Source organism: Sphingobium yanoikuyae, assembly GCF_013001025.1.
GTDB lineage: Bacteria > Pseudomonadota > Alphaproteobacteria > Sphingomonadales > Sphingomonadaceae > Sphingobium > Sphingobium yanoikuyae_A.
This window is the reverse complement of record NZ_CP053021.1, coordinates 1,888,187-1,912,983: the sequence shown is the minus strand read 5'-3', so window position 1 is coordinate 1,912,983 and position 24,797 is coordinate 1,888,187. Positions and strand designations below refer to the sequence as shown.

Genomic DNA, 24,797 nt, shown 5'->3' with positions numbered 1-24,797 from the left:
GATCTCCGGGTCGAAGGCATGGGGCGCGCGTCAGCGGCCTTGATATACGGGCGGGCGCTTCTCGACGAAGGCGGTCATCGCTTCCCGATGGTCGAACGTTTCCGACAACATGACCTGTTGTCGGTCCTCGATCGCAAAAGCAGACTCGATTGAGGGGGCGTCGATGTTCATGTTGAGCGCTTGTTTAGTCAGCGACAGGCCATAGGGGCTGTTCGCGACCATTTCATCGGCCAGGGCGAGACCGGTATCAAGCAGCTTTTCCGGCTCCACGACGTCACTGAGCAGGCCCAGTCGCAGGGCGCGATCGGCATGGATGAACCGGCCGGTGAGCAGCAGTTCCGCGGCCAGGCTGGCGCCGACGAGTCGCGGCAGAAAATAGCTGGAACCGATGTCTGCCCCGCCGAGACCAATCTTGATATATGCCGCATTCATACGAAGATCGGGTGCGCCGAACCGCACGTCCGATGCCAGCATCAGCGAAAAGCCACCGCCGCATGCCGCGCCATGGCCCAGTGCAATGAAGGGCTGTGGCGCCAGGCGCATGGCCTTGAGTACGTCACCCAATTGCGTCTGCACGCGCCAACTTCTCTGGAAGCGGGTCTCATTGGTTTCGGTGCGGTTTTCCTTGATGTCCAGGCCAGCGCAGAAGGAGCGCCCTTCGCCGCGTAGAATAACGACCCGCACATCGCGCCTGTGCTTGAGCGCACAGACATAATCGCCCAGTTCGCCAACCAGTTGTTCGGACAGAGCGTTGAGCGCGGCAGGCCGGTCGAGAGTAACGATCTCGACTGGTCCGCGTCCCTCAACTCTGATGGTCTGAAACGTCATCCTACTTCTTTCTCGACAATTCCCAATGGCGCTGCATCATCTTCGCTGCTTCTTCCGCCAGGTCACGAGGAACTTCGGGGTACATCGCGATCCCGCCCTTCTTGGGAAGGGCGATGGTGGCCGTGGCACGAACGGTCTCATCGCCCCTCTGGTTGGTGAAGATGACCTTCACATCGACCAGATTCTGGCCACCTTCCTCGCGCTTGCCGGTGACTTCGCCGGTGATCGTTTGAACGTCGCCCATATAGTTGAACTTGCGAATTTCATCATGAACATGGGTGATGATGCCATCATCGCCAGCCCAATCATTAAGATAGTGCCACAGATAGCTTTCGCGCATGACCCCATAGTCGTAGGCCATCGGATTGCCGATAGCCTGTGCCCAGAGCGGATCCCAATGAAGACGCTGTGCCACGTCGGGAACGCCATACTCGTTCTTCACATAGAAGGCCGGGATACGCTTGCGATTCTTGTGCGCCAGGCGACCGACGGTCGGCGCGTAGGGTACAAAACCGTAGCCGCCGGCATGATAGACGATGACGTCAGTAACGGTGAGCGGTCCCTTGGCCATCTTCCCCAGGCTGTCGCCCACCTGGACGTCTTCGAAATTGCGGAGCTCGCTGCCACGAACGACCTCGCTCGCATAGACCTCATCGATCTTCGCGATATCCTCGTCAGTATAGGTCGCAGGCTCAATCGCGCTGTATTTGCCTTTCTTGGCGGCAGTCTTGCGTTCTGTCAGCACTCGCAGAATGCGATAGACCGCTACGACCTCGCCGCGTTGGTTGATCTTAACGTCCTTGCGCACCGAAATGATCGAGCGACCAGAAAACTCGGACTGCTTCACTTCCGAAGTCTCATCGCCATTATAGCTGTAGATGGTATCGCCGGGGAATACCGGACGATACCAGTTCCACTGCGAACCGGATACAAAGACGTGGACGCCCTTCCACAAACTCTTACGCAGCGCCTTGATCTCTTCGCTCGGCGGATCGCCGAGCATTGGCGAATTGATCTGGCCGACCATCATGCCTGGCGCGATCACGCTGCCCCATCGGGTGCCGCGTGCATAATCGGGATCGCAAAACAGAGGATTATCGTCCCCCGTGCCATGCGCGAAATTGCGGATATTGTCGGTCGTCGCGGTCTGGATATATTCGCGGGTCTTGGCCGCCTGCATATAGCCCAGCAGCTTTTCCTGCCTTTCAATGTCATGGTCGGTGATCGCATAATCGACCGCCTTCTGCCATTCGTCGCTCTGCTTGATGTCGTCGGGGGATTTGGTCGCCATGTCAGTCTCTTTCCCAATATTCGAATGGATCAGGCCGCGCCGGCAGCGTCGGACGTGAAGAGGTCGCGCACCTGCGGCAGCGCCGGCTTCATCGAGGGCGTGCGCGGCACATCATCGACGATGAGGAATTTGACCGGCACCTGATAGGGCATCAGATGTTCCCTGCCATATTCCTTGAGTTCCGCTTCGGATGGCGCCTCGGCGCCATCCTTGAGCATGACCGCCGTCATGGGGACAGCCCCCAGGCGACGATCCTCGATACCCACGGTGACTGCCTCTCGTATCGCCGGATGCGATTCATAGGTCTTGTTCACATCGTCAGGATGCACCTTGAACCCGCCCCGGATGATCGCGAGATCAGCGCGCCCCTTAATGAAAAGAAAGCCGTCCGTGTCGATGATCGCGCGATCGGTGGTCCGCAGCCAGGCGTCACCCAATCCGAATTGCGCAGCCTTCATTTCCAGCACGCCCTCTTCTCCTAATGCTTTTTCCTCGCCCGTATCGGGATCGACGACCCTGCCCTTAACGCCCGGTTGGAACCGGCCGACGCTGCCAGGCTTCTTGTCCCAGAACTGGTGGAAATCCTTGAGCGCCCAGCCAGCAACCGCGCCGGAAAATTCGGTGGCGCCGTAATTCTGGAGCACAGGAAGATTGTAGCGCTCCATAAATTCCTTAGTGACTTCGAAATCAAGCGGCGCAGCGCCCGTGCGGATCGCGACCAGGCTCGAAAGATCTTCCTTGGGGATGTTCGCGTCCAGGATCATCCGCAGGCCCGCTGGCACCGCACCGGCCACCTTGGGCTTGTGCCGCTTGATCGCGTCATGCCAACTTGCCACCGAAAATTTTTCGAGCAGACATGCCTTGCGCCCGCCAGCGATACAGGTGAGCGCGCCCCAAAGTCCGCCAATATGCGTCATCGGATTAGACAATATTGTGGTGCCGGGCCGCAATTTGGCCGCTTCACCCGGCTTGCGATCCTTTTCGTAACTGAGCGCGCCTTCGAAACTCTTGTCGAACGCGGCTCGCTGCAACGGTATGCGCTTGGGTTTCCCTGTCGTGCCGCTCGTCAGCATCTCGACGATGATGCCCGGCTCAGTCTCTTTCACCTGGTCGCTGAATCGCTCAAAACCGGGGCGGAAGCGTGCGCCTCCCAATATGCCCGGCAGCTCGATCACAGCGGTACCGGCAGCCTTGAGCACCTCCAATATGCCCGGGCGATCCAGATCCGCTTGCTCGGCGATGACAACGGGCAGGTCCAGACCTTCCAGATCCTTCACCAGCCGATCGTCGGGCAGCAGCGGATTGATCGAAACCATCGTCATGCCATCGGCCACGGCAGTCAGAACCGCTGCGAAGGGAGATGGCCGGTTCTTCACCATAACGCCGACGCGAGCGTCCTTTCCCAGACCAAGCGTGGCCAGCAGGGTCCGGATCTCAGCAATGGTATCGCCCAGTTGCCGCCAGCTATACCATCTGCCTTGGTAGTCGATGACCTCGGCCGACGGATCGATCGTCAATACGCCGTTCAACAGGTCGGAAAAAACGGACATTGCAAACCCCCGGAATTACGGTCGCGGACTCACGTTCCAATGACGCCCGCTTTTCGTATATAACTAGGTAACATAGGAAGGCACGGCGGCACAAGAATGCAGCGCCAGCCGCCCACGACTGCTCCTACAGTTGATCGAAGGGCACATTCTTGTCCGCTCGCATCTCACCTGGCATTCCCAGAACCCGCTCGGCAATCTGGTTGCGCAGCACTTCGTCCGCACCGCCAGCGACTCGCAGCGCCGTCGACCAGATATAATCATCCTGAATGTGTGCAGTTTCGCTGCCTTCTTCGGCTATGAGGCCGGCGGGCCCCCGCATTTCGAGCGCCAGGCCTGACGCCTTCTGATAGCGGTTGGTGTAGGCGAGCTTCACCATCGACGCGAGGGCGCCAGGATTTTCACCGCGCGACACCATGGTGCGCAACCGGGCCTGGAAATAGCGTTCCGCCTGCTCTTCCGCATAGGCCGAGGCGAGCGCCGTGCGGATTGCGGCGGAATCCAGCGCGCTGCCGCCATTGCGCGGGGTATCCGCCGCGTAGCGGATGAGCGCTCCGATGCCACCGCCCTTGCCTTCGCTTCCCTGGTTCAGGCGCTCGCCCATCAACACCGTCATGGCGCACGCCCAGCCTTCACCTTCGGCACCGATCCGGCAGGATTCGGGAATGCGGACATCGGTCAGGAAGGTTTCGTTGAAATCGCTCGCGCCGGAAATCTGGCGGATCGGACGGACGTCGATACCTGGGGTCTTCATATCGACGACGAAGAAGGTCAAGCCTTTGTGCTTGGGCAGTGTCGGATCAGTGCGGACGATCAATATGCCCCAATCCGAATGATGCGCCCAGCTCGACCACACTTTCTGTCCGTTGACGATATAGTCGCTGCCATCCTTGATCGCACGCGTCCGCACGGCCGCGAGGTCCGAGCCGGCCGATGGCTCCGAAAAGAGTTGGCACCAAGTCATTTCCCCCCGCAGGGTTGGGCCAGCGAATTTTTCGATCTGTTCGGGCGTGCCATGCTTGAAGATCACCGGCAGCGCCATCCCCAAGCCTATGCCGATATAGGCCTCCTTGGCGAGGTGGTAATTATTTTCCTCCTCGCCGAAGACCGTAGCTTCCGCGATGGTCGCCCCACGACCGCCATATTTTTTGGGCAGCAGGATGCCAGCATAGCCGCCTTCGGAAAGCCGTTTTTGCCAGGCTTTGCCGAGCGCAACCTCCTCGGCTTCCGATATGCCCTCGGGCTTTTCAAAGGCCGGGGCATGGGCGGCCAGCCACTCGCGCGCCTCCTTGCGAAAGGCGGCCTCTTCTGGCGTGTCGTTGAAATCCATTAAACCGTCTCCGCCTTGAACTGCGATCCGGGAAGATGCTGGATGAGCCGGTCGGCCCAAGGTTCGCGCCCGCCCAGGCTGAGCGCCAGCGTCCGCTCGCGCCGATAATAGAAATGGCAGTTGGCCTCGAATGTGTAGCCGATGCCGCCATGGACCTGGATATTCTCCCGCGCTGCATTCTCGAATGCATCGATGGCGGTCAGCCGGGCCGAGGCGGCGGCGACGGGCAACGCGTCGGGATCATTAAGCGCAGCCCAGGCTCCGAAATAGGCGTTGGAACGCGCCAGTTCGACGGCGACGGCGATGTTGGCGAGTTTGTGCTTGATGGCCTGATAGCTGGACAAAGGGCGGCCGAATATCTGTCGATCCATCGCATAATCCCGCGCCATCAGCAGGCAGGCGTCAGCTCCACCCACTGCTTCGAATGCGGCCTGTACGGCGGCACGGTCGAACAACTGGTCAAGTACTCGCTCCGTCGGCGCCGACTCCAGCAACTCCGCCGCGGCGGCATCGAATTGGATCGCGTAATGGGCACGCAACTGATCGAAGCTGTTGAGCCGGCTCCGCGTAACGCCCGATTGGGCCAGGTCGACAAGCGCAAGAGCGGGCTTGTCCGCCACCCTCGCGAGAACGACAGCCACGGTAGCGATGCCGCCATCGGCGACGGGCGTCTTCTGCCCGGAGAGCGCCGCGCCGTCGACCCGAGTCTTGAGCGCCTCGCCAGTCCAGCCGGCTGCCCCTTCGGCATAGGCAAAGGTCCCGATCGCCTCTCCGCTCGCCAATTTCGGTAGCCAATGCGCCTTTTGAGCATCCGATCCCGCCAAGTTGATAGCGTCGGCGGCCAGAATGATCGAGGAGAAGAAGGGGAGTGCGGTGTTGGCGCGACCGAGTTCTTCGCTGATGACGCCGAGATCGAGTTCGGTCATGCCCAGACCGCCAAATTCTTCCGGCAGAGTCACGCCCAGAAAACCCATGTCGGCGATCTCGCGCCATAGCGACTCGTCCCATTCAGCCCTGGCGTCGATCAGTTCGCGCAAACGGTCGGACGACGATCGCTCGCCCAACAGCCCGCGCGCCTGCTCCGCGAGCATTTTTTGTTCGTCGGACAGGTCGAAGTTCATGCTCGTTCCTTGTGTACGCTACGGCTGCACCATTCACCTCTCCAACTAAGGTAACTATGTCAAGGGTGCAATGGCATTCTTGCTAGGCGCGACCACCCAGATTGAGGCGAGCGCCGCCTATTGTTGAGATTGCTCAGTAAAAGTGGTGCCAAAACAACAGTCAGCCACTTTGCAAACAAAGCCATTGACCAACAAGTCCAACTAAGACAACTAACCGGAAACCGCAAAACTGATATGCGGTCAGCTATGAGGGAGGATGTAACAATGGAATCCTGTTCTACATTTCGGGCCAAGCTGACACGATCCGTCTCCGCTGCCGCGATTATGACCATCCTGTCCGCAGCGCCTGCCTTGGGTCAGGACAATGTCGCCAAGAATAGCAGCACGCTGGAGGACATCGTCGTAACAGCGCGTAAAGTAGCGGAAAACTTGCAAGACATCCCCGTAGCCGTCACTGTGCAGACCGGTGATGCGCTGCGACAGCAATCTGCTGTCCAGGTCCCTGACATCGCCCGCCTGACCCCCGGCATCACCTTCACGCAGGCATCGTCCAACGGGTCCGCCTCGAACATCACGATTCGCGGGCAGGTCCAGACGGACGTGCTGGCCACACTCGATCCTTCGGTGGGCGTCTATGTAGACGGTTTTTACTGGGCCCGGGCCTATGGTCTGAACGCCAACCTGCTCGACATCCAGAATGCGCAGGTGTTGCGCGGTCCCCAAGGGACGCTGTTCGGTCGTAACACCACCGGCGGCGCGTTGCTGATCCAGAGCAACGACCCGAATTATGATGGCATTTCCGGTATGATTTCTGCAACCTACGGTCGTTTCAACGAGCGGGACGGCACTGCCGTGCTGAACCTGCCGATCGTTGCCGACAAGGCCGCCATGCGCGCGGCCTTCACGGTCAACAAGCGGGACGGCTTCATCAAGAACGAGATCACCGGTCGCGACCTGGCGCAACGCGACAGCTATACCGGACGCGTGAAGCTGCGGCTGGACCCGACTGATAACTTCCAGCTCATCCTGTCGGGAGAATTCTATGGGATGAAGAATTACGATCGTCCCTATGAGCTTCTGTATGTCGCGCCGACGTCGCCGGCAAACATCGAGGCCGCGCTGGAAGCCAACCCCGCCAACGCAGCCTTGCTGGCAGTACCAGGCGGTGCAGCGCAGCTGGTCGGCAGCGGCAGCGGACTGTTCTCCAACTATATTGCCACCTATACCGGCACGGACAAGACCCGCCTGAACGATGGCGACCCGCGGGTCGACGTTAAGAGCCAGACCTATGTGATAACCGCCAACCTCGATACATTCTGGGGGGCGCTCAAATTCATCGGCGGCTATCGTACCATCAAGTCGATCGCGCCGATCGACCTGGACGGGTCGCCTTATTCCATCGTGAAAACGACCGGCAAGCAGGATCTGCAATCCTATTCTGGCGAGTTGCAGGCCACCGGTACGGCCATGAACGACAAGATAGACTTTGCAGGCGGCATCTTCGCATTCAATGAAACCGGTAGTGACGAATCGACATCGATTGCGCTGCCAGCATTGACTCGCGTGTCGTCCGGCGGACTGCTGCCACAAACCTATTATATCGGCGACATCACCAATCGGTCGATGGGCATGTATTTGCAAGGCACGTTCCATTTCACCGATGCCTTTTCCGCCCTCGGCGGCGTCCGCTATTCGGTCGAGGACAAGAATATCGTTTCGTTCAATGCGACGCGGAATGCCGATACCGACGCCTTGCTGCGCTGTCTGATCGCCACGGCCACCCCTGGCACTTGCCGTGCGGAATCCAAGTCCGGCTTCGACGGGATATCCTATACGCTCGGCCTGAACTATCAGATCAATCCGGATGTCCTGGTCTATATCAAGACGAGCAAGGGTTTCCGTTCCGGCGGCCAGAATCTGCGTGCTGCCGGCGCGACGACGGGCGGCGCCTTCGCGCCGTTCGGGCCGGAAGTGGCGCGGGAGCATGAAGCCGGTTTCAAGGCGGAGATGTTCAACCGTAGGGTTCGCTTCAACCTGGCCGCCTTCTACAATGAGGTGAAGGACATCCAGCGCACGACCTTGCTGGTCAGCCCCGACGGCAGTTCGACCTCCACCGTGGTAAGCAATGCCGGCAAGGCGCGCTTCTACGGTGGCGAAGCGGAGGTGACCGCCCGACTGTTCGAGGGCTTCACCCTGTCGGGTACCGCGGCCCTCTCCAATGCGAAATATCTGGAATTCGCGGACGCCAGCGGCGACCGGCGGGACGAGGTGTTCCAGAATGTCCCCGAATGGACCTTCAGCATCGCGGGCGATTATGAAAGGTCGTTCGGGTCCGCCACGATGCGCGCGCATCTCGACTATGCGTGGCAGGACGACACCGCGCTCTATGCCTTCCGCACGCTCCAGACCGGCAATGCCCTCGACGACAGCATCACCAACGCAGCCGCCAAGGCGCTGACACGTCCGGCCGGTGGCGAACTGAACGGTCGCCTCGGCGTGTCCTTCGCCGACGACACGATCGAACTTGCGCTGTTCGGCCGCAACATCCTCAATCGCCGGGTGGATATTGCGGGCCTCGCCTTTGGCGCGCCCCTGTTCCTGGCGATGGGCAAGCGCAACGATCCGGCTACCTATGGCGTCACTGCGACGTTCAAGTTCGGCGGCTTCTGACCGCTTCCGCCAGACGCGCCTAAAGCGCCGCGCCCGGCGAAAATGCACCTTAAGGTGACAAAAGCACCGCGAAGCGCAGCCGTCGATGTCACCTTAAGTCACTGTTGAAGCCACTTTTGCGAGCCTAGCTGAAAGCGCGACCATAAGCATAGGGGAACCGATTTGCGATATATCATCGCTAAGTATGAAGCAGATGAAATCCTACATTTGAAGCTTTTTTCGGTCCCCGTTCATCAGAAAATAAACTGAAACGATCACAATTGGGTCAGACATGAAAAGGGCCGGCAGTTCGCCGGCCCTTTTTTTGATGTGCGCGCATGTCAGGGGAAGACATGCCGATCGTCAGACCGGTAGTTCGTCGATTCCCATGACCATGCCGGTAATGTAGGCGCCATGGTCGCTGAGGATATAGCCAGCCAGATTGCCGAGCGACGCTTGCGCCGCGCTGGATGCCGCGGCGAAATCATCAACCACAGCACTGGCGATTGCGTTGGTCCTGATACCGTCCCGGCCCCATTCGACCGCCAGCGACTTGACCAGATTGTCGAGCGCTCCATGGGCGCTCAATTGTGCCGCGCGGCCGCTACAAATCCGCGGTGACGGCATCAGGAACAGGATAGCGCCCCGCTCATGCGCGGCGATGCGGCGGCGGGCAAATTCCGCCGCGTGCAGGAAGCGGCCGTCGATATCGGCCGAGAACCCGTGTCGCCAGCCTTCAACCGAAACGGTTTCGGCGGCTTCGTTGCCAAGCGGTGCTCCGGCATGGACGAGCAGGTTGACGGGCCGCCCCTGCCGCGCGTCGGCTTCGACAAAGGCCGCGGCGATGGCGGCAGCATCAGCAGATGGATTCCTGATGTGGGTGACGCGCGCGCCGAGTGCAGCCAGCGCCTTTGCCACGCTGTCGACGGCGGCGCCGGTCCCCGCGACCATAGCATGACGCCCTGCGAGCAGATCAAGCATCGCGTTCATGGCGCCACTCCCCAGATCGAGTCGCGTTCGCGCGGTGGCACGAAGGCAGGGCTCATCAACTGACGACGCAGACGGTCCCCGCCGTCGATCACCAGCGTTTCACCCGTCACACCGGACGCGAAGGGCGAGCAGAGAAAGGCCGACACCCAGCCAAATTCGCGCGTCCGCCCGACCCTGCCGAGCGGGAACATGGCGCCCAGGCGCGCAACGGATTCCGCATCGTCCGACGCATTGGAGCGTTCATGCGGGAAGAAGCCCGCCGCCACGCAATTGACGCGAATACCATGCGCTTTCCAGTCGGCGGCATGGGCTGTCGTCATGGAAACTATCGCCGCCTTGGCCGCCGCCGAATGGGCGTCGCCGGGAAAGCCCGACCAGACATATTGCGCCGAATTGTTGACGATCGCGCCGCCGCGGCCCGCCGCAATGCGGCGCCGGGCAAATTCCGACGAGACGAAGAAGGTGCCGTCGATCGCGATGCGGGTGATCGATCGCCACTGGCCTGGCGACATGGCCTCGGCCAGCACCGGATAATTGCCGCCGGCGTTGTTGGCGAGCAACGTCACTGGCCCCAATTCCCGTTCGACGGTGTCGAACGCGGCAGCAATGGCGTCCGGGTTGCGCACGTCACCCTGAACACCGAGCGCGACGATGCCGAGATCGGACAAGGTCGCCAGACCCTTTTCCAGCGTTTCGGCGGTGCGGCCGAGCAGCGCGACCTTTGCCCCGCCCTGCCCGAAAGCCGTCGCCATAGCGAGGCCCATGCCGGAGCCGCCGCCGGTGACGACGACGGCCTGGCCGGCAAAGCAATCGGCCGGAAAGGGCGCGGTTTGGAACGGGGGTGGTTCCACCACGATATGATTTGCAGGGATGTTCACGCCTTCCATCTCCTCATGAATTTTCCATCATCGCTAACTAGGTGCAACAGCACTATCGTAGCGGCGCCACCTTCGCTATAGCCAGGGAAAAATGACATAGCGCCAGTTAAGGCGTGCATTGCAGGAGAAGGTGCCGGATGAAAAACGGATCGACGGCAGCGGTCATTGGCGCGCTGTGGGTTGCGGAGATCACCGGATCGTTCGAAACCGCCATGATCTATGCCGCACAACGCGCGCTGACCGACGACCTTGGCGATCCGGTGCGAGTCGGCTGGCTCATCACCTCCTACCTGCTGATCGGCGCCGGGGCCGCCGCGCTGGCGGGGCGTTTGGGAGATATTTTCGGGCGGCGCCGCCTGATGCTGGCGATGCTGGCTGTAGGGTTCGTCGGCTCCCTCGTCAGCACTTTTTCAGCCAACTATCCAATGCTCCTCGCCGGGCGATGCCTCCAGGGGCTTACCGGCGCCATCCTCCCGCTCTGCGTGGGGCTGGTGCGCGAAAATCTGCCGCCGAGGAAAGTACCGATGGGCATCGGCCTGATGATTTCCGGCGCATCTGCGGGAACGGCCTGCGGGCTGGTGATAGGCGGCATGATCGTCGATCATTTCTCCTGGCATGGGGTCTTCTTCGCCAGTGCGTTGTTCGCCGCCACCGCTTTTGCAGCCATCTACCTGGCGCTGCCAAGATCGCCGCGCATCATCATCGAGGGACGTCTGGACTGGGTCGGGGGGATATTGTTCGTCCCTGCCATCTTCGCCCTGCTGCTCGCGATAACAAGCGGTCCCAGATGGGGACTGGCCGACTGGCGCACAGGCGCGGCGACAGTGTCGGGCCTGACCTTGCTGGTGCTGTGGATATGGACAAGCCTGCGGACGGCCAGGCCCCTGTTCGACGTACGCCTCTTTGCCAACTCCCAGGTGTTCATTGCCAACGCTGTGACGGCGCTGGTGGCGATGAGTACGCTCCAGATCACGCTAGTCTTCTCGCTGCTGTTGCAGGCGCCGACCTGGACCCAGATCGGGCTTGGCGCGACGGCAACACTGGCTGGCTTGGCGAAGCTGCCGTCCAATATTGGTTCGCTGGCGGCCGGGCCGCTGAGCGGCTGGATGACGTCACGGGGCGGCGGTCGCACAACGATGATAACAGGAGGCTTGCTGACCACCGCGGGGTGGCTGCTCGCCATGTTCTTCAATGACAGCATCCTGGTCGTCACGATGATCCTGATCCTGATATCCTTCGGTGCGACGATGCAGTTCGCCGTCGGCCCGACCATATTGGCGGGCGCGGTGCCGCCGGACCGCACGAGCGAGGCGGCGGGCATGATGACGGTCATGCGGCAAGCCTTTCTGGGCGTCGGCGCGCAGATGGTTTCGGTGCTACTGGCGACCAGCACCGTTGCCACGCCCGGCGGCGGAGCGAGCTACCCCACCACGGGCGCCTTTTTCCTGGCAATGGGCGTGATCGTGGCGCTGTGCATCACGGCCACGCTGCTGGCCTTTGCTTTGCCGCGCAATGCCGGGGTCGCAGCGGATTGACACTGGTCTGGCGGATCATCCCACGCTGGGATAGCCGCCACCGCCGAAGTCTGCATCCACCGCTGCGCGATCCACAAAACCCTGAGCGGTACGCGGCAGGCTGTCGACGAAGTGGACGATCTTTGGCTTCTTGTACGATGCCATGCGGTCGCGGCAATGATCGATCAGCGCCTGGGCATCGACCTCCACGCCCTCCCTGCGGATGACGACCGCCTTGACATTCTGGTCCCATTTGGGGTCGGGCACGCCGATCACGCAGACGTCAGCAACGCCGGGATGCTGGCGCAGGCAGGCCTCCACCTCGGCCGGATAGACATTCTCGATCCCGGTCTTGATCATCGTCGTCTTGGGACCGACAAAGACCAGGCTGCCGTCTTCCAGACGCTTGCCCAAATCATTGGTGCGGTGCCAGCCATTGACGACGCGACGCGCATTTTCCTCCGGCCGGTTCCAATAGCCGCACATGACGATCGGTCCGCGCGCGAAGATTTCGCCGGTCTGGCCGCGGGGCAGTTCATTGCCTTCTTCATCGCCGATCTTGAACGAAACGAAGGGCACGGGGCGGCCTGCGCCCTGCCCTCCCATCCACAGCACCGATGTCAGCCCGCCAATCTCCGTCTGGCCATAGCCACCCAGCTTTCGCACTGCCGGGGCGTCGGCCGGCATGACCATCGGCATCCGCCAGTCAGACATCTGATTATCGGCAAAAAGGCTGGTCACGTCATAGGTGCCGTCTTTGTTGACGTCCCGCATCTGCAATACGGTCGGCTGGGGCACGAAGGCGTGCGTCAGCTTTTCCGCCTCGATCATCCGCAGGAGATTTTCGGCCTCCACGCGCGGCACGAAAGCGTTGCGCCCGCCTGCCAGGAAGGTGCCGAGCGTGCCCATAAGGACGCCAATATGAAACATCGGGCCGGATACGAGATAGCCCGAATGCTCGTCGATCTTCTGCGATTGCAGCGCAAGCCAGGCCATGATGAGCAAGGATTCGTGACTGAGGAGCGCTGCGCCCGCGCGACCGGAAAAGGCAGCGGTGTAGACGGCCAGCAAGGGCGTGCCAGTATCGACGGGGGCAAAATCGCTTTCGGGATCAGCCGCCGCGAGCAACGCTTCATAGCTGTCCTCGCCCTCGCAGCCGTCATGGCAGATCCAGTGGCTGTCGGGTTTCCAGCCGCCCCGAGCCTGGCGATTGCCTTCTCCAATCTCCTCATTCTGCCAGAATATTACGCTGGGATCGAAGTCTTCCAGCATGGCGGCGATTTCGGGCACCGAGGCACGCCAGTTGGCAGGGCAGAAAATGGCTCCGACGCGGGCGGAGGCCAGTAGCGCTTCAAGTACACGCATACTGTTCTGACCGAGCCACAGGACGCGATCGCCATGACCGACACTGCGGGCGCGCAAAACGCCTGCAAGGCGGTTCACCCGTTCATCAAATTCGGCATAGGTGAAGCGATGTTCGCCGTCGATGGCCGCAATCATGTGCGGCCGGCTGCGCGCCTGCTCATGCAACAGGTCACCCAGACCGTAATGATGGACGGCGATATAGGGGGAAAGATCGGCGTGGTTGGTCATCGGTTTCGGTCCAGAAAGTCGAGCAGCGGTGCGTTGAATGCGTCATTCGCATCCCCCGCGACCATATGGTCCGCCTGCTCGATGTTGATGAATTCGCTGTGGGGGATGGCGCTCTGGAAGGCGGCGACCCCGTCCATGCTGACGACACGGCTCATGCCGCCACGGATCAGCAGGGTCGGGACGCGCACCTGCATTGCGGCGTGGGTAAAGCGGGTTTCGCGCTCTGTGGGATCGAGTCCCTTCAGATCGCCCAGCATGGCCGGATCCCAATGCCAATGAAGCCGGCCATCCGCACGGCGACGCAAATTCTTCATAAGGCCGGCGGGATCGGACGGACGCTTGCGATGGGGCAGATAGGCGGCCACGGCATCGGCGGCTTCCTCGACGGTGGCAAAGCCGTCGGGATTGCCGGTCATGAAGCCCCGAATTTCCTGCGCGCCCTCCATCTCGATTTGCGGCACGACATCTACCAGGACAAGGCCACGGGCGATCAGCGCAGGACTTTCTCCGACGGCCAAAAGAGCCGCAAGGCCACCGAGCGATGCGCCGACCAGCACCGGCGCGTCGGGCATGGTCGCCACGATCGCACGGATGTCGCCAACATGAGCGTCAATGCGATAGTCGCCGTCGGACGCCCAGTCGCTGTCGCCATGGCCGCGTAGGTCGACGGTGATCGCATGGAAACCGCGCGCCGACGCAGCATTGAGGGCAGTGCCCCAACTGTGACGGGTTTGACCGCCGCCATGGAGAAAGATGACGCTGGGGCCATCGGGGGGCCCCGCCTCATCCGCCGCCAGCATAATGCCGCCATGTCCGTGGAAACTGATCAAAGGACGATGCGCGGCCCCAGGGCGCCGCCGGGACAGGGGTCGGTATTGATCCGCGCCGTCAGGGCCACTGGAAGCCGATCGAAGGCCATGGCGCGATCTAGGCGGCTGGTGACATAGGTCGTGTCGCCGTGCGTCTCGATCAGCCATTCGCGGCCGTCATAATGGGCGCCCCCGCGGTGCCGCCCCTCGATCGCGAAAGCAGGGCCGAGCGGTATCCAGCGGCGCAAGTCGATCCCTTCGGTTCCTTCCAGCGCATCATAGGCGTCGCCCTGCGCCCAAACGATCTTCCCTTGGAACAAGGTTTTCGCGTCGTGGCCCGCGTTGCGGATGGCATCTAGAACGATGGGTGTTACCACCGCGACGATCGCGACGTCGAAGCGCCGGATAGTCGCTTCAGTGCGGGCGCCATCCCAGCTATTGGCTTCCGAATTGCACACCGTCACGCCGCGTTCCTGAAGCGCGCGTTCGAAGGCGGCAAGGAAATAGGCGTCGGCCTGTGTCCCCAGGATCAGCGCGAAGCGGCCGCGCAGATCCCAGTCGCTCGCCAGTACGCGGCGGAAGAAGGCAATGGTGCGGTTCACTTCGCGCTCGCTGATCGGCAGCAGACGCGTCACGCCATTATCGCTGAACTGCGCGATGGCGCTGGGCCGGATCATCGACAAGGTCTCGCTCATGACTTTGTTACCCTCGGGATTTTCTGGGGGGGGCCAAGCTTCAGCAACTCTTCTGCCGGGACCAGTTCGATGTCGGACGGAACGCCCAGCACCTGCGCCACCTTGCTGGCGATACGGGCCGCAAGCGCCTCCTGGCTGTCGGTCAGCCCTTCATAACCCACGCGCAGACGCAGCAAGTCCATCCGGGCCTGGGGCCGGATGATCTGGAACAGGGCCGCCTTGGTTTCGGGGAATTGTTCGACGATCGCCTGGATGTCGCGCGGCAGGACCGCGGTCCCATTGATGAATGTCTGGTCGCCGGCACGGCCCAGCGTCCAGAAGCGCAGATGGGTGCGCCCACAACTGCATGGCGAGCGGTCGAACTTGACGAGATCGGCTGTACGAAAGCGAACCAGCGGCGCCCAGGGATCGGACAGGGCCGTGACGACCAGTTCGCCCATCTCGCCATCGGGCACCGGATTGCCATCAGGATCGAGATTTTCGACCAGCGCCAGATCTTCCCAGGCGTGGAAGCCGTTATGCGCGCGACATTCCATCGCGCCGGTCACGTCGCCCAGGGAGGTGTAATCGAAAATCTCGATCCCCCAGTCCTTGGCCAGCTTCTGGAAGCGCGGACTCATCGGCTCGCCGCCGAACACGCCCCCCTTGACCGACTTGAAGACCTCGCGCGGATCCTTGTCGCTCGTCTCGAAAAACTTCTCCAGCCCGATCATCATCGGCGTGGAGAGCATGTAGAGAATGGTCGGGCGATAGGTTTCGATCGCCTCGATCATCTGCGGCAACATCGCAGGATCATGCGGCGACAGGATCGGCGTGAAGCCCGCTTCGTTGAGGAAGGACGTGCGGTTGATGCCGCCCCGGAAGGTGAACATCATATAGGTGACATAGTCGCCGCCGCGCGCGCCGATCTGCCAGAATTCACGCAGGATTTCCGGTTCGGTGGCGCTGCCCTTGCCATTGGGCACCGGGGTCGGATCGCCGGTCGTGCCCGACGTGAAGCCGACATGTGGAATGTCGCGATAATCAGCGATACGCAGCCCGCCGCACGGATCATCGTTGCGGTCGCGGTAATCGCGGATCATGTCCTTGTCGATGAACGGCGCCTTCGCCCGATAATCGGCTAGCGACTTTATGTCCGACGGCTTGACTCCGGCCGCATCCCATACTTCGCGGATGAGGCCGTTGCCATCATAGACATATTGCAGCATCGACAGCAGGCGAAATTCCTGGAGCTTGTCCAGTTCGGCACGCGGCAGCGTCTCGATCTGCGGATCGAGATAGCGCAGGTCATCAGACTGCGGCCCCTGCGCCGATACGGGACGAGTGAGTTCGCTGATCTGGCTCATAGGGCCTCCACGGGTTTGAAAACGGGCAACACCCAGCCGTCGTCAATCGGGTTCCAGTCCACCTCAACCTTCTGACCGATGCGGACATCTTCCGCATTGATACCGCCCAGATTGGACACGAGGCGCGCGTCGTCGGTGCCGTCGAGACTGACGACGACGGGTACGTAGACATAATCTTCACCCGTCCTGGGATTTTTCGAACAGATGGCGAAGCTGAATATCGTTCCGGTGCCCGGCAGGTCGGGCCATACCTTCCGCGTCGACTGACATTTGGGGCAAAAGGGCGAAGGCGGCATACGAAAATGGCCGCAATCGCCGCACTGGCAGGCGGTGAGCCGCCGTTCCCGAGCGGCTCCCCAGAAGGGTTCTGTATCGGGATTGGTGGTGATCTTGATGCCTTCGCCCGGAAGGACGCGTGCGGGTCCGTAGCTCATCAGGCCCTCCTCAGAACGAGACCGGAAACGGGCAGCGACGCAGGGCCGCCCGTCACGAGTGCGAATTCACAATCCTCGACCTGATTGACGGTCGTGCCGCGCACCTGCTCCACACCCTCGACGATGTGAGTCATGCCAATGATATAGGCTTCGTTGAGGTTGCCGCCGTGGGTGTTTACGGGCACACCGCCGTTCACGCCGCCCCTGGTGGCCTTATCGTAGCGAATCTTGCCGGACAGGACATAGTCGCTGCCCTCACCCTTTTCGCAGAAGCCATAATCTTCCAGCTGCATCAGCACCATGGAGGAGAAATGGTCGTAGATTAGCGCGACATCCATATCCTTGGCTGTCAGGCCCGTCTGGTTCCAGATGCGGTCCGCGACGAACTTGTGGCCGGACGACGCGAAGTCGGGATCGGGCATACCCATCCAGGCAAAGGCCCGTCCCCATTCGCGGGTGCCGCCATGGGCGACGCCATGGACCACGGCCGGCTTGTGGCGGCAGTCCCTGGCGCGGTCCATCGTTGTCGTGATCACTGCTACGGCGCCGTCGGTCTCCAGGCAGAAGTCGAGCCGGCGCAGTGGATCAGCCAACATCGGCGAGGTCCAATATTCCTCGTCCGACAACGGCTTGCGACGAACCGCCTTGGGCCGGTCCAGTGCATTCTCGCGGGTGGCCTGGACGATTTCCTTGAAGGCTTCGGGCTGTGTGCCGTAGAGGTGCATGTGACGACGGGCCAGGACGCTCATCAGATGACCGGGACCGACGAGACCCGAAGGTTGGAGGAAGCTGTTTTCGGGATTGGGGGCTGATGAGCCGAACACCACGCCCAGCCTATGCTGGGGCAGTTGCTGCAACGCCATCAGCGTCACCGTATAGGTGCAATCCTGATTCATCAGGCCGGCGGTCGCGAGACCAATTGCACCCGGGCAACCGCCCCCGCCGCTGGTCAGCGTCGCGGAAAAGCCGACATAGGGAATGCCCAGCGTCTCCATCAAGCTGGCTGTATCGAATTTGTCGAGATAGCCCGCGCCGGCGGTGGAATAATAAGCAATGCCGTCGATCTGGTTGACCGAGATGCCCGCATCTTCACACGCCTTCAAAATGGCTTCGCCCGCCATGTCGTTGATCGTGCGCGGCCAGCTTTTACCGCGGACATAATAGTCAGTCGCGCCAATCCCGACGATCGCGCATTTATCCTGATTTACCCAGGTCATCCCGTTCCTGCTCTCTCGATTACGGTATCAGGTCGGGCAAGCGCCTCTCCCGGTCCCGTCCTGTCCATGGAATCACGGACAGGCGATTATTGTCGAAACCTTCTGGCCCAAATTGACACCTCTTGTCACGCCAAAAATGCAAACTGATAAAACCTAGTGATATATGTCTGACTGGCCTGATCAGCTAAAATGCAGCCGGCGATACTTGCCGCGAAAATAGAGCAACGGATCGCGGTGCGGCTCGAATTGAACACGCTTCACGCGGCCGACCAAAATCTGATGATCGCCCGCATCATGCACGGTGTCACGGGCGCATTCGAAGCTGGCGAGCGAGTGGCGGATTACGGGCACGCCGCTATCCCATATGTCGCAATCGGTCTGACCAAAGCGATCTTCGGTACGACTGGCAAAGCGGCCAGATACCGGCTGCTGGCCAATGTGCAGGACGTTGACGACAAAATGGTCGGCGGTCAGAAACGCCGGCAGGCTGCCTGCATTCTTGGCAATACACACAAGCAGAAGGGGCGGATCGAGCGACACTGAGGTAAAGGAATTGGCAGTGAGCCCGACAGGGCTGCCGCCTGGGTCAAGGGTCGTGACGACGGTTACGCCGGTGGCAAAGCAGCCGAGCGCATCGCGCAGCGTCCGGGAATCCGAGCCAGCGACGTAGGAGGGCGGCGACAGGGGTACTCGCCGTTCGAGGAAATCGAGCAGAAGCGCGTTGAAAGCGTCCGCCTGATCGACCGCGACTAGATGCCCTGCGTCGCTGATTTCGACGGCCTCGACATCGGCGATGCAACCAGCAAGTTCGACGACGGATTCGGGCGTGCTGAGCGTGCTGCGCTCGCCCCGAACGATCAATGTCGGCACTTTGAGTTCCCGCGCCGCATCAATTAGCCGACCTTCCGCCGCCGGCGTGTCGAAACTGTCCAGAATGCGCGGATCCCATTGGCCGCCCTTGCCTGCCGCAACACGACGCAACGTCTCGCTCATGCGGCTTGACCCTGCCGGGTCCATGCGCGGCGGCGCATCGACAAGCACCAGGCCGGTCGCCAATGCGGTTTCGCTTTCCCCCAGTACAGCGGTAGCGATCCAGCCACCCAGCGATGCCGCCACGATGACCGGTCGGGACCGCAACGTCGCCAGGACCGCGCGGATGTCGCCGCTGTAGGCATCGAGATCGTAGCGACCATCGGCAGGCCATTCGCTGGCACCATGCCCGCGCAGATCTAGGCTGATGACATAGCGGCCCGCTTCGGCAAGGGCGACTGCTGCCGATCGCCAAGCATCATGGGTCTGACCACCGCCATGCAGCAGCAATATGCCAGGATCATCCTCTTGCCCGAAGCTCTGCGCGACGAGACGCACACCCCCAAAACCGATATAGTCAAGTTGTGCCATCATGCCTGTCCTGTCGTTTATGTCTCGTCGGTCGCCCGTTGCGCCGCGGCCGCCTTATCTTCGGCAATCCAGCTTTCGACCTGCCGCCCGCGCCGCACCCCGAGCAGCAGCGCGATTTCACTGTCGCCCGACAATATGGCGTCGCAATAGCTGCGCTGTAGCGACAGCCAGAGCCTGCGACGTTCGGGCGCGCGGCGGTAAAAGCGATATTCTCGTTCCAGCAAGCCAAAGGTGTAGCTGATGCCGATAAAGAGGATGAGGACGGGATCCCCGCTCATGTTTGCGATAAGCTGAGATAAATAGATTTCGGCATCTAGTGTTTCCCGCTGATTTTCCTGTCGCGCCTCACGTTCGTCGATCGCTGCCCGAAAGCTCCTGAGTTCCGCGATCAATTTTGGATCGGTGCATTTGGCCGCCTCCGCGCCTGCGGTCGGGTAGATCAACATACTCGCCCGATTCATCTGCTCCAGTGTCGCCGATTGGAGACGGAGCCATAGCGCAGGAGACTGGACCACATGCCGCGCGCTGGGCCGAGTGGCATAGAAGCCCCCGTTGACGCCGCGGCGGACCGAGAGGAGGCAGTCACTTTCCACGACTTTCGCTGCCTGACGAAGGGTCGGACGGCTGATGCCCATGCGCTCGAGCAGTTCGGCTTCGGATCCCAGATAGTCCCCGTCCCCGGCCTGAAGGCTGAGTTCCGTCAGTTCCCGCACTGTGCGTGCGACCACGGAACCGCCCAATTCGACAGCTTCGTTGAGGTCGAGAATATTGTTCATGTCGAGCATCCTGTCCTTACCGCTCCCGTCGCGACGTGATTGCTGGGACCGGGCAACATGCTCATTACAAAAGCGCGGGACTTGGACAAGGAAGGCCGGCAACATGCGCGCCGGCCTTCCTCGAATTCCTCAGCTGCCGAAGCGGTAGGTGATGGTGCCTCCGTAGGTCAAAGGTTCACGACGCACGCCCGAAACATAGCCCAGGCCGCCGACATACAGGGCCTGAACCACCTTGCGATTGTTCGTCAGGTTGCGGCCGAACACCGCCAGTTCCAGCTTGTCATCCATCAGCGACAGTGAGGCGCGCGCGCTCAACACGCCCTGCTTGGGCGACGTAGTGGCATCGATGATGTTCTGCGCAATCGTCGTGCCGGTGTTGGGATCGATGGTCACGCCCTGCGGATCCCCGATAAAGGGTGTATAAGGCTGAAGATTGATCGCAGAGGTCCAGCTATAGTCTGTGCGCAGATTGAACCGGCCGAAATCGAATGCGTGTTCGTAGCTGCCGGTCAGGGACCAGGTCCATTTCGGTACACCTTCAACCCGCTCGTCCAGACGGTTGCCGGTCAGGTTGGTGCGGCTGGGCAGTTCCTGATAGTCCTTGTATTTGGCATTGGTGTAGCTGCCGGTCCCGCCGACCTGGAAGCCAGCCGGCAGCTGGACCAGAAATTCGCCTTCCAAACCCCAGATGCGAATCTTGCCCGCGTTGGTCAGAACCGTCTGGGTCGTACCGTTGGCCAAGCCGATCAGCGTGGTCCGCTGGATGTCGTTCACGTTGGAATAATAGCCTGCCAGATTGAGGCGCAGGCGGCGATCGAACAATTCGCTCTTGATGCCGGCCTCATGAGCATAGGCGATCTCGGGCTTGAAGGGGATGGCCGTCGCGACCGAGTTGGCACGCAGATTCTGTCCGCCGGAACGGAAGCCCTTGCTGGTCTTGAGATAGACGAGCACATCCTCGCTCAGCTTGTAGTCGAGGCTCGCAAGATAGGAGACGCCGTCGAAATCATCGCGGACGCGGAGCGCGCAGCCATTGGCCACCGTTGCTGTCGGGATTTGACATGCGATAGTTCCGCTCGTGCGGTTCTGGGTAGAGTTTCTGGTGGTAAGACCCTTGTCATCCACCGAGTAGCGCAGTCCGCCGGTGAAGGAGAGGCGATCGGTGAAATGATAGGTGGCCTGAGCATAAGCGCCGATGCTGTCATTATCAAGTTCACCATTGAAGAACAATGTAGTGGGATTGAATGATGGCAGAGATATGGACGAAGATGTGTCGAACCCTGATTCATGAAAGTAGAAGGCGCCACCGGCGAAATCAACCGCATCGTCGAGCGCAGTGCCCGTGATCTGCAACTCACCCGAATATTGGGTCAGGGTCTGATCGCCGGTCGTGGTATGGATGGGAGCGGCCGATCCGTCCAGGTCCAGTCTTGACGTCGTGCTTACCTTGCGCCAGCCGCCGACGAACTTGATCGCACCAAAGAAGGTGTCGAGATTGATCGTGCCATTATATGTCTGCGTCTTGACCCGCGTCAGCGGCGATGCGTCGGGGAGGTTGGGATCGCCCGCCACCCCCTGCGACAGCGCGGTCTCGCTAGCGCCCAGGCTTGTATAATAGCTGCGCAGGTTGCCGCCCGCCTGAAGCGCGCCCGAAGCACCGATCGCCGGGTAGGAGAAGGGGTTGATGCCCGTCGGCACCGGCAGGCCGGCGGCTGTCAGAGTGGCCGCAGCAGCAGCACCCGCCGCCTGCAAGCTGGCATTGCCCGCTGCGGATGGCGCCGTCAGTCCCGACGGTATCAGATATAGCATCTGGCGACCGGATGCATTGACATCCTGCTTGAAATATTCCGCAGAGAACAGAAAGCTCAAATTGTCGGTAGCCTGATACAGGATCTTCCCGCGCGCAGCCCAGTTGTCGCGATCATTATATTTGTCGCCGGTGATGCGATCCTTCATCCAGCCATCGCGCAAGTTGCGCTGGAGCGCTCCACGGATTGCCAGCTTGTCGTCGATCAAGGGGATATTCACGACGACTGTTCCGACACGCTCGTTGAAACGACCATAGGTCGCCGCGATGCTGCCGGAGACGCCGTCGAAATTCGGATTGTTGGTTTCGAACAGCATCGCGCCGCCGGTCGTGTTGCGGCCGAACAGCGTGCCTTGCGGTCCCTTCAGCACCTGTACGCTGCTAAGGTCGAGCAGATCCTGATTCAGGCCATAAGCGCGCGACCAATACATATCGTCTACATAGGTGCCAACCGAGGGATCGAGCGTCGCGAGTACGTCCGTCTGTACCTGACCACGCAAGGTGATCGAAATGGCTGTAGGATTGGAAGGCGACTCACGCACGGTCAGGCTGGGCGTTGTGCGCGCGACGTCGGATACCTTGGTCGCACCCTGTTGCAACAGTGTTTCGGCGGTAAAGGCCGTAACTGCAACCGGAACATCCTGAAGATTTTCGGCAACCTTGCGCGCGGTTACTATGATGTCTTGCAAGCCGCCCTGTTCGCTGGTCTGCGGCGCCTGCGCCAAGGCCGGCGTGACCGACAATGCTCCGAACGCGGTACCAAGCAAGAGCCCCGAAACAGCCCTCCGCGCCGAGTGACGAAGTGGATGCATATCAGACAACCTCCCATTCTGTTTGGATCAGAACCTCTCTAGGGTCCATATGAGGCTGATTTACACATTCAGCCCGGCGAAGGCAATAAGATAGGTATCTCTTTTATCGAGGTACGCAGTTCGATCCAATAATGCACAATAACCTAGTTATCTAGCTAGACGGCGCATCGACATAGTGTCGATCATGCGCCCCCGCTTCATGTTAATCGCGCAACATGCAGGCGCCGTAAGGCGGTAGAAACCGGGACCCAAAGGCGAATCATCCTAGTGCGCCCGATCGACCCTCCCGCCCTTTCGGCTCCACCGCTGCGCCCCTTGACCCACCATGGGCCGCCGTCACCTTGCGCACGGCCACGAATTCCTTTTTGGAAAGAGGTATCTTTTTCTGCGAGACAGGCGCATCGACGCGTAGTATAAGTGCATAGTTAGGTGACGTTTGCGTCGCCCCGACCCGGATGTCAGACGTGCAAGTGCGGGAATTGATGCTGATCGCGCCGGGCCGGCGCCCGGCATCGATATCCGTTTCAAGCATGGGGTGAAATATTAAGTCAGGAATAGAGGGCCGTCGCAACGCGCCCCTTGGGAAAGGAACAATGCCCATGAAGCCATTCATTTTCAGCGCCGACAGCCATGTGCGCGAACCAAACAGCCTGTTTCTCGACAATCTGCCGGCATCGCTGAAAGAGCACGCGGTGCACACCGTGAAGGAGGGCGACGCGCTGGTCACGAAGACCGCGCACAAGACCATCTTCAAACTGCGCCTGGCAAAGAATCCGGATTTTGGTGGCGCGACCCGGTTGGGCATCCATGATCTGGGCGGGCGGCTGGTCGACATGGAAAAGGACGGCATCGACGCCGAGATCGCGTTCCCCAGCCTTGGCCTGTGGCTGTACGCAATCGACGACGAGGATGCCGAACTGGCGCAGTGCGAAATCTACAATGATTGGAACAACGAGTATTTTTCCGGTCATCTCGATCGCTTCGTGCGCTGCGGCGTGCTGCCGGTGCGAAACCTCGCCTATGCACAGCAGGAACTTCGCCGCATCGCGACGCTAGGCTTCACCGCCGTCATGCTGCCTTCCATCCCGATGGCCGGTATCCCCAAATATAATGACGAAGCATGGGATCCGTTGTTCAAGCTGGCAGGCGACCTGGGCATCGTGTTCGTGCTGCATACCGGAACTGGAGCCGAGACCGTCGTCAACGAGCGTGGCCCGGGCGCGGCCGTCATCAATTACAGTATGCAGATGAACGATGGCATCAACGCGATCATGTACATGGTGTCCGGGGGACTGCTCGACCGTAATCCCAAGGCCCAGGTCGCCGTCATCGAATGTGGCGCCAGCTGGCTGGCCGCGATTGCAGAGCGCATGGACGAGGTCTATGTCGCGCACGACATCTTCGTCCGTCCCAAGCTGTCGATGATGCCATCGGAGATCATTAAGCGGCAAGTGACCTGCTCGTTCCAGCACGACCGCGCGTGCATCATGTCACGATCGGTGACGGGCACGCGTGCGCTGATGTGGGCGTCGGACTATCCCCATGCGGAAGGCACCTTCCCCCATTCACGGAGCGTGATCGACGGACTGTTCGCGGGCATCGATATCAGCGAACAGGACAAGATCGACATATTGGGCGGCAACGCCGCGCGGCTGTTCAAGTTCAAGCATGATACGCTCAATCCCGACCCGCAACTCATCCTCGCCTGACGCTGTCAGCTGCAAGCAAAGGGAGGGCCGCCCGGGCTTTGGCGGCCCTT

19 protein-coding genes are annotated in these 24,797 nt (G+C 60.9%); 3 read left to right on the top strand and 16 right to left on the bottom strand.

The annotated features are described in order from the left end of the window. Nucleotides 1-30 precede the first annotated feature (30 nt). From HH800_RS09545 to HH800_RS09525, 5 genes are all read right to left on the bottom strand, one after another. On the bottom strand, nucleotides 31-828 hold the full coding sequence (locus HH800_RS09545; RefSeq protein WP_169860896.1) for an enoyl-CoA hydratase/isomerase family protein: 798 nt from the start codon (nucleotides 826-828) through the stop codon (nucleotides 31-33). A gap of 1 nt (nucleotide 829) precedes the next feature. Continuing rightward, nucleotides 830-2,119 (bottom strand): FAS1-like dehydratase domain-containing protein, encoded by a 1,290-nt coding sequence (locus HH800_RS09540; protein WP_169860895.1) that lies wholly within the window; start codon nucleotides 2,117-2,119, stop codon nucleotides 830-832. A gap of 29 nt (nucleotides 2,120-2,148) precedes the next feature. Next, a complete protein-coding gene (locus tag HH800_RS09535; protein WP_169860894.1) occupies nucleotides 2,149-3,669 on the bottom strand; it encodes a class I adenylate-forming enzyme family protein in 1,521 nt (506 codons plus the stop codon). Between the two features lie 124 nt (nucleotides 3,670-3,793). Beyond that, complete coding sequence (locus tag HH800_RS09530; protein ID WP_169860893.1) at nucleotides 3,794-4,996, bottom strand: acyl-CoA dehydrogenase family protein; 1,203 nt, start codon at nucleotides 4,994-4,996, stop codon at nucleotides 3,794-3,796. Continuing rightward, a complete protein-coding gene (locus HH800_RS09525; protein WP_169860892.1) occupies nucleotides 4,996-6,117 on the bottom strand; it encodes an acyl-CoA dehydrogenase family protein in 1,122 nt (373 codons plus the stop codon). The genes HH800_RS09530 and HH800_RS09525 overlap by 1 nt, the downstream gene beginning before the upstream one ends. Before the next feature lie 120 nt (nucleotides 6,118-6,237). Between HH800_RS09525 and HH800_RS09520 the strand changes: the two genes are divergently transcribed. Next, nucleotides 6,238-8,787: a TonB-dependent receptor gene (locus HH800_RS09520; protein ID WP_169860891.1), complete on the top strand. Its 2,550-nt coding sequence runs from the start codon at nucleotides 6,238-6,240 to the stop codon at nucleotides 8,785-8,787. 342 nt (nucleotides 8,788-9,129) lie between these two features. Here the strand turns inward: HH800_RS09520 and HH800_RS09515 are convergent, their stop codons facing one another. Together HH800_RS09515 and HH800_RS09510 are read right to left on the bottom strand one after the other, a co-directional pair. Continuing rightward, nucleotides 9,130-9,717, bottom strand: a complete 588-nt coding sequence (locus HH800_RS09515; RefSeq protein WP_268932928.1) for an SDR family oxidoreductase — start codon at nucleotides 9,715-9,717, stop codon at nucleotides 9,130-9,132. A gap of 35 nt (nucleotides 9,718-9,752) precedes the next feature. After that, a complete protein-coding gene (locus HH800_RS09510; protein ID WP_206379210.1) occupies nucleotides 9,753-10,634 on the bottom strand; it encodes an SDR family oxidoreductase in 882 nt (293 codons plus the stop codon). Nucleotides 10,635-10,771: 137 nt separating this feature from the next. On the opposite strand from HH800_RS09510, the gene HH800_RS09505 reads away from it, so the two are divergent. Continuing rightward, nucleotides 10,772-12,169: an MFS transporter gene (locus tag HH800_RS09505; RefSeq protein ID WP_169860888.1), complete on the top strand. Its 1,398-nt coding sequence runs from the start codon at nucleotides 10,772-10,774 to the stop codon at nucleotides 12,167-12,169. A gap of 15 nt (nucleotides 12,170-12,184) precedes the next feature. On the opposite strand, the gene HH800_RS09500 is transcribed toward HH800_RS09505, so the two are convergent. The 9 genes from HH800_RS09500 to HH800_RS09460 form a co-directional block, all read right to left on the bottom strand. Next, complete coding sequence (locus tag HH800_RS09500) at nucleotides 12,185-13,741, bottom strand: AMP-binding protein (protein ID WP_169860887.1); 1,557 nt, start codon at nucleotides 13,739-13,741, stop codon at nucleotides 12,185-12,187. Beyond that, complete coding sequence (locus HH800_RS09495; RefSeq protein ID WP_169860886.1) at nucleotides 13,738-14,541, bottom strand: alpha/beta fold hydrolase; 804 nt, start codon at nucleotides 14,539-14,541, stop codon at nucleotides 13,738-13,740. Before HH800_RS09495 ends, HH800_RS09500 begins: the two co-directional genes overlap by 4 nt. 26 nt (nucleotides 14,542-14,567) lie before the next feature. Continuing rightward, on the bottom strand, nucleotides 14,568-15,245 hold the full coding sequence (locus HH800_RS09490) for a hypothetical protein (protein ID WP_169860885.1): 678 nt from the start codon (nucleotides 15,243-15,245) through the stop codon (nucleotides 14,568-14,570). Further along, on the bottom strand, nucleotides 15,242-16,591 hold the full coding sequence (locus HH800_RS09485) for a phenylacetate--CoA ligase family protein (protein WP_169860884.1): 1,350 nt from the start codon (nucleotides 16,589-16,591) through the stop codon (nucleotides 15,242-15,244). The genes HH800_RS09490 and HH800_RS09485 overlap by 4 nt, the downstream gene beginning before the upstream one ends. Further along, nucleotides 16,588-17,025, bottom strand: coding sequence for a Zn-ribbon domain-containing OB-fold protein (locus HH800_RS09480; protein ID WP_169860883.1), 438 nt, complete (start codon nucleotides 17,023-17,025; stop codon nucleotides 16,588-16,590). Before HH800_RS09480 ends, HH800_RS09485 begins: the two co-directional genes overlap by 4 nt. Next, a complete protein-coding gene (locus HH800_RS09475) occupies nucleotides 17,025-18,242 on the bottom strand; it encodes a thiolase C-terminal domain-containing protein (RefSeq protein ID WP_169860882.1) in 1,218 nt (405 codons plus the stop codon). Before HH800_RS09475 ends, HH800_RS09480 begins: the two co-directional genes overlap by 1 nt. A 180-nt stretch (nucleotides 18,243-18,422) precedes the next feature. After that, nucleotides 18,423-19,562, bottom strand: a complete 1,140-nt coding sequence (locus HH800_RS09470) for an alpha/beta fold hydrolase (protein WP_235682071.1) — start codon at nucleotides 19,560-19,562, stop codon at nucleotides 18,423-18,425. A 98-nt stretch (nucleotides 19,563-19,660) separates the two neighbouring features. Next, nucleotides 19,661-20,419, bottom strand: a complete 759-nt coding sequence (locus HH800_RS09465; protein ID WP_169860881.1) for a FadR/GntR family transcriptional regulator — start codon at nucleotides 20,417-20,419, stop codon at nucleotides 19,661-19,663. 129 nt (nucleotides 20,420-20,548) lie between these two features. Beyond that, nucleotides 20,549-22,915 (bottom strand): TonB-dependent receptor, encoded by a 2,367-nt coding sequence (locus tag HH800_RS09460; RefSeq protein ID WP_169860880.1) that lies wholly within the window; start codon nucleotides 22,913-22,915, stop codon nucleotides 20,549-20,551. A gap of 722 nt (nucleotides 22,916-23,637) precedes the next feature. Here HH800_RS09460 and HH800_RS09455 point away from each other — a divergent pair. Next, nucleotides 23,638-24,747: an amidohydrolase family protein gene (locus HH800_RS09455; protein ID WP_066863590.1), complete on the top strand. Its 1,110-nt coding sequence runs from the start codon at nucleotides 23,638-23,640 to the stop codon at nucleotides 24,745-24,747. The last annotated feature ends 50 nt before the right edge of the window (nucleotides 24,748-24,797 follow it).

What these genes read in the sequence shown, in the direction of transcription:
- HH800_RS09545 (WP_169860896.1), bottom strand. Translation starts at nt 828, where the DNA reads ATGACGTTTCAGACCATCAGAGTTGAGGGACGCGGACCAGTCGAGATC.
- HH800_RS09540 (WP_169860895.1), bottom strand. Translation starts at nt 2,119, where the DNA reads ATGGCGACCAAATCCCCCGACGACATCAAGCAGAGCGACGAATGGCAG.
- HH800_RS09535 (WP_169860894.1), bottom strand. Translation starts at nt 3,669, where the DNA reads ATGTCCGTTTTTTCCGACCTGTTGAACGGCGTATTGACGATCGATCCG.
- HH800_RS09530 (WP_169860893.1), bottom strand. Translation starts at nt 4,996, where the DNA reads ATGGATTTCAACGACACGCCAGAAGAGGCCGCCTTTCGCAAGGAGGCG.
- HH800_RS09525 (WP_169860892.1), bottom strand. Translation starts at nt 6,117, where the DNA reads ATGAACTTCGACCTGTCCGACGAACAAAAAATGCTCGCGGAGCAGGCG.
- HH800_RS09515 (WP_268932928.1), bottom strand. Translation starts at nt 9,717, where the DNA reads ATGGTCGCGGGGACCGGCGCCGCCGTCGACAGCGTGGCAAAGGCGCTG.
- HH800_RS09505 (WP_169860888.1), top strand. Translation starts at nt 10,772, where the DNA reads ATGAAAAACGGATCGACGGCAGCGGTCATTGGCGCGCTGTGGGTTGCG.
- HH800_RS09500 (WP_169860887.1), bottom strand. Translation starts at nt 13,741, where the DNA reads ATGACCAACCACGCCGATCTTTCCCCCTATATCGCCGTCCATCATTAC.
- HH800_RS09495 (WP_169860886.1), bottom strand. Translation starts at nt 14,541, where the DNA reads ATGCTGGCGGCGGATGAGGCGGGGCCCCCCGATGGCCCCAGCGTCATC.
- HH800_RS09490 (WP_169860885.1), bottom strand. Translation starts at nt 15,245, where the DNA reads ATGAGCGAGACCTTGTCGATGATCCGGCCCAGCGCCATCGCGCAGTTC.
- HH800_RS09485 (WP_169860884.1), bottom strand. Translation starts at nt 16,591, where the DNA reads ATGAGCCAGATCAGCGAACTCACTCGTCCCGTATCGGCGCAGGGGCCG.
- HH800_RS09480 (WP_169860883.1), bottom strand. Translation starts at nt 17,025, where the DNA reads ATGAGCTACGGACCCGCACGCGTCCTTCCGGGCGAAGGCATCAAGATC.
- HH800_RS09475 (WP_169860882.1), bottom strand. Translation starts at nt 18,242, where the DNA reads ATGACCTGGGTAAATCAGGATAAATGCGCGATCGTCGGGATTGGCGCG.
- HH800_RS09465 (WP_169860881.1), bottom strand. Translation starts at nt 20,419, where the DNA reads ATGAACAATATTCTCGACCTCAACGAAGCTGTCGAATTGGGCGGTTCC.
- HH800_RS09455 (WP_066863590.1), top strand. Translation starts at nt 23,638, where the DNA reads ATGAAGCCATTCATTTTCAGCGCCGACAGCCATGTGCGCGAACCAAAC.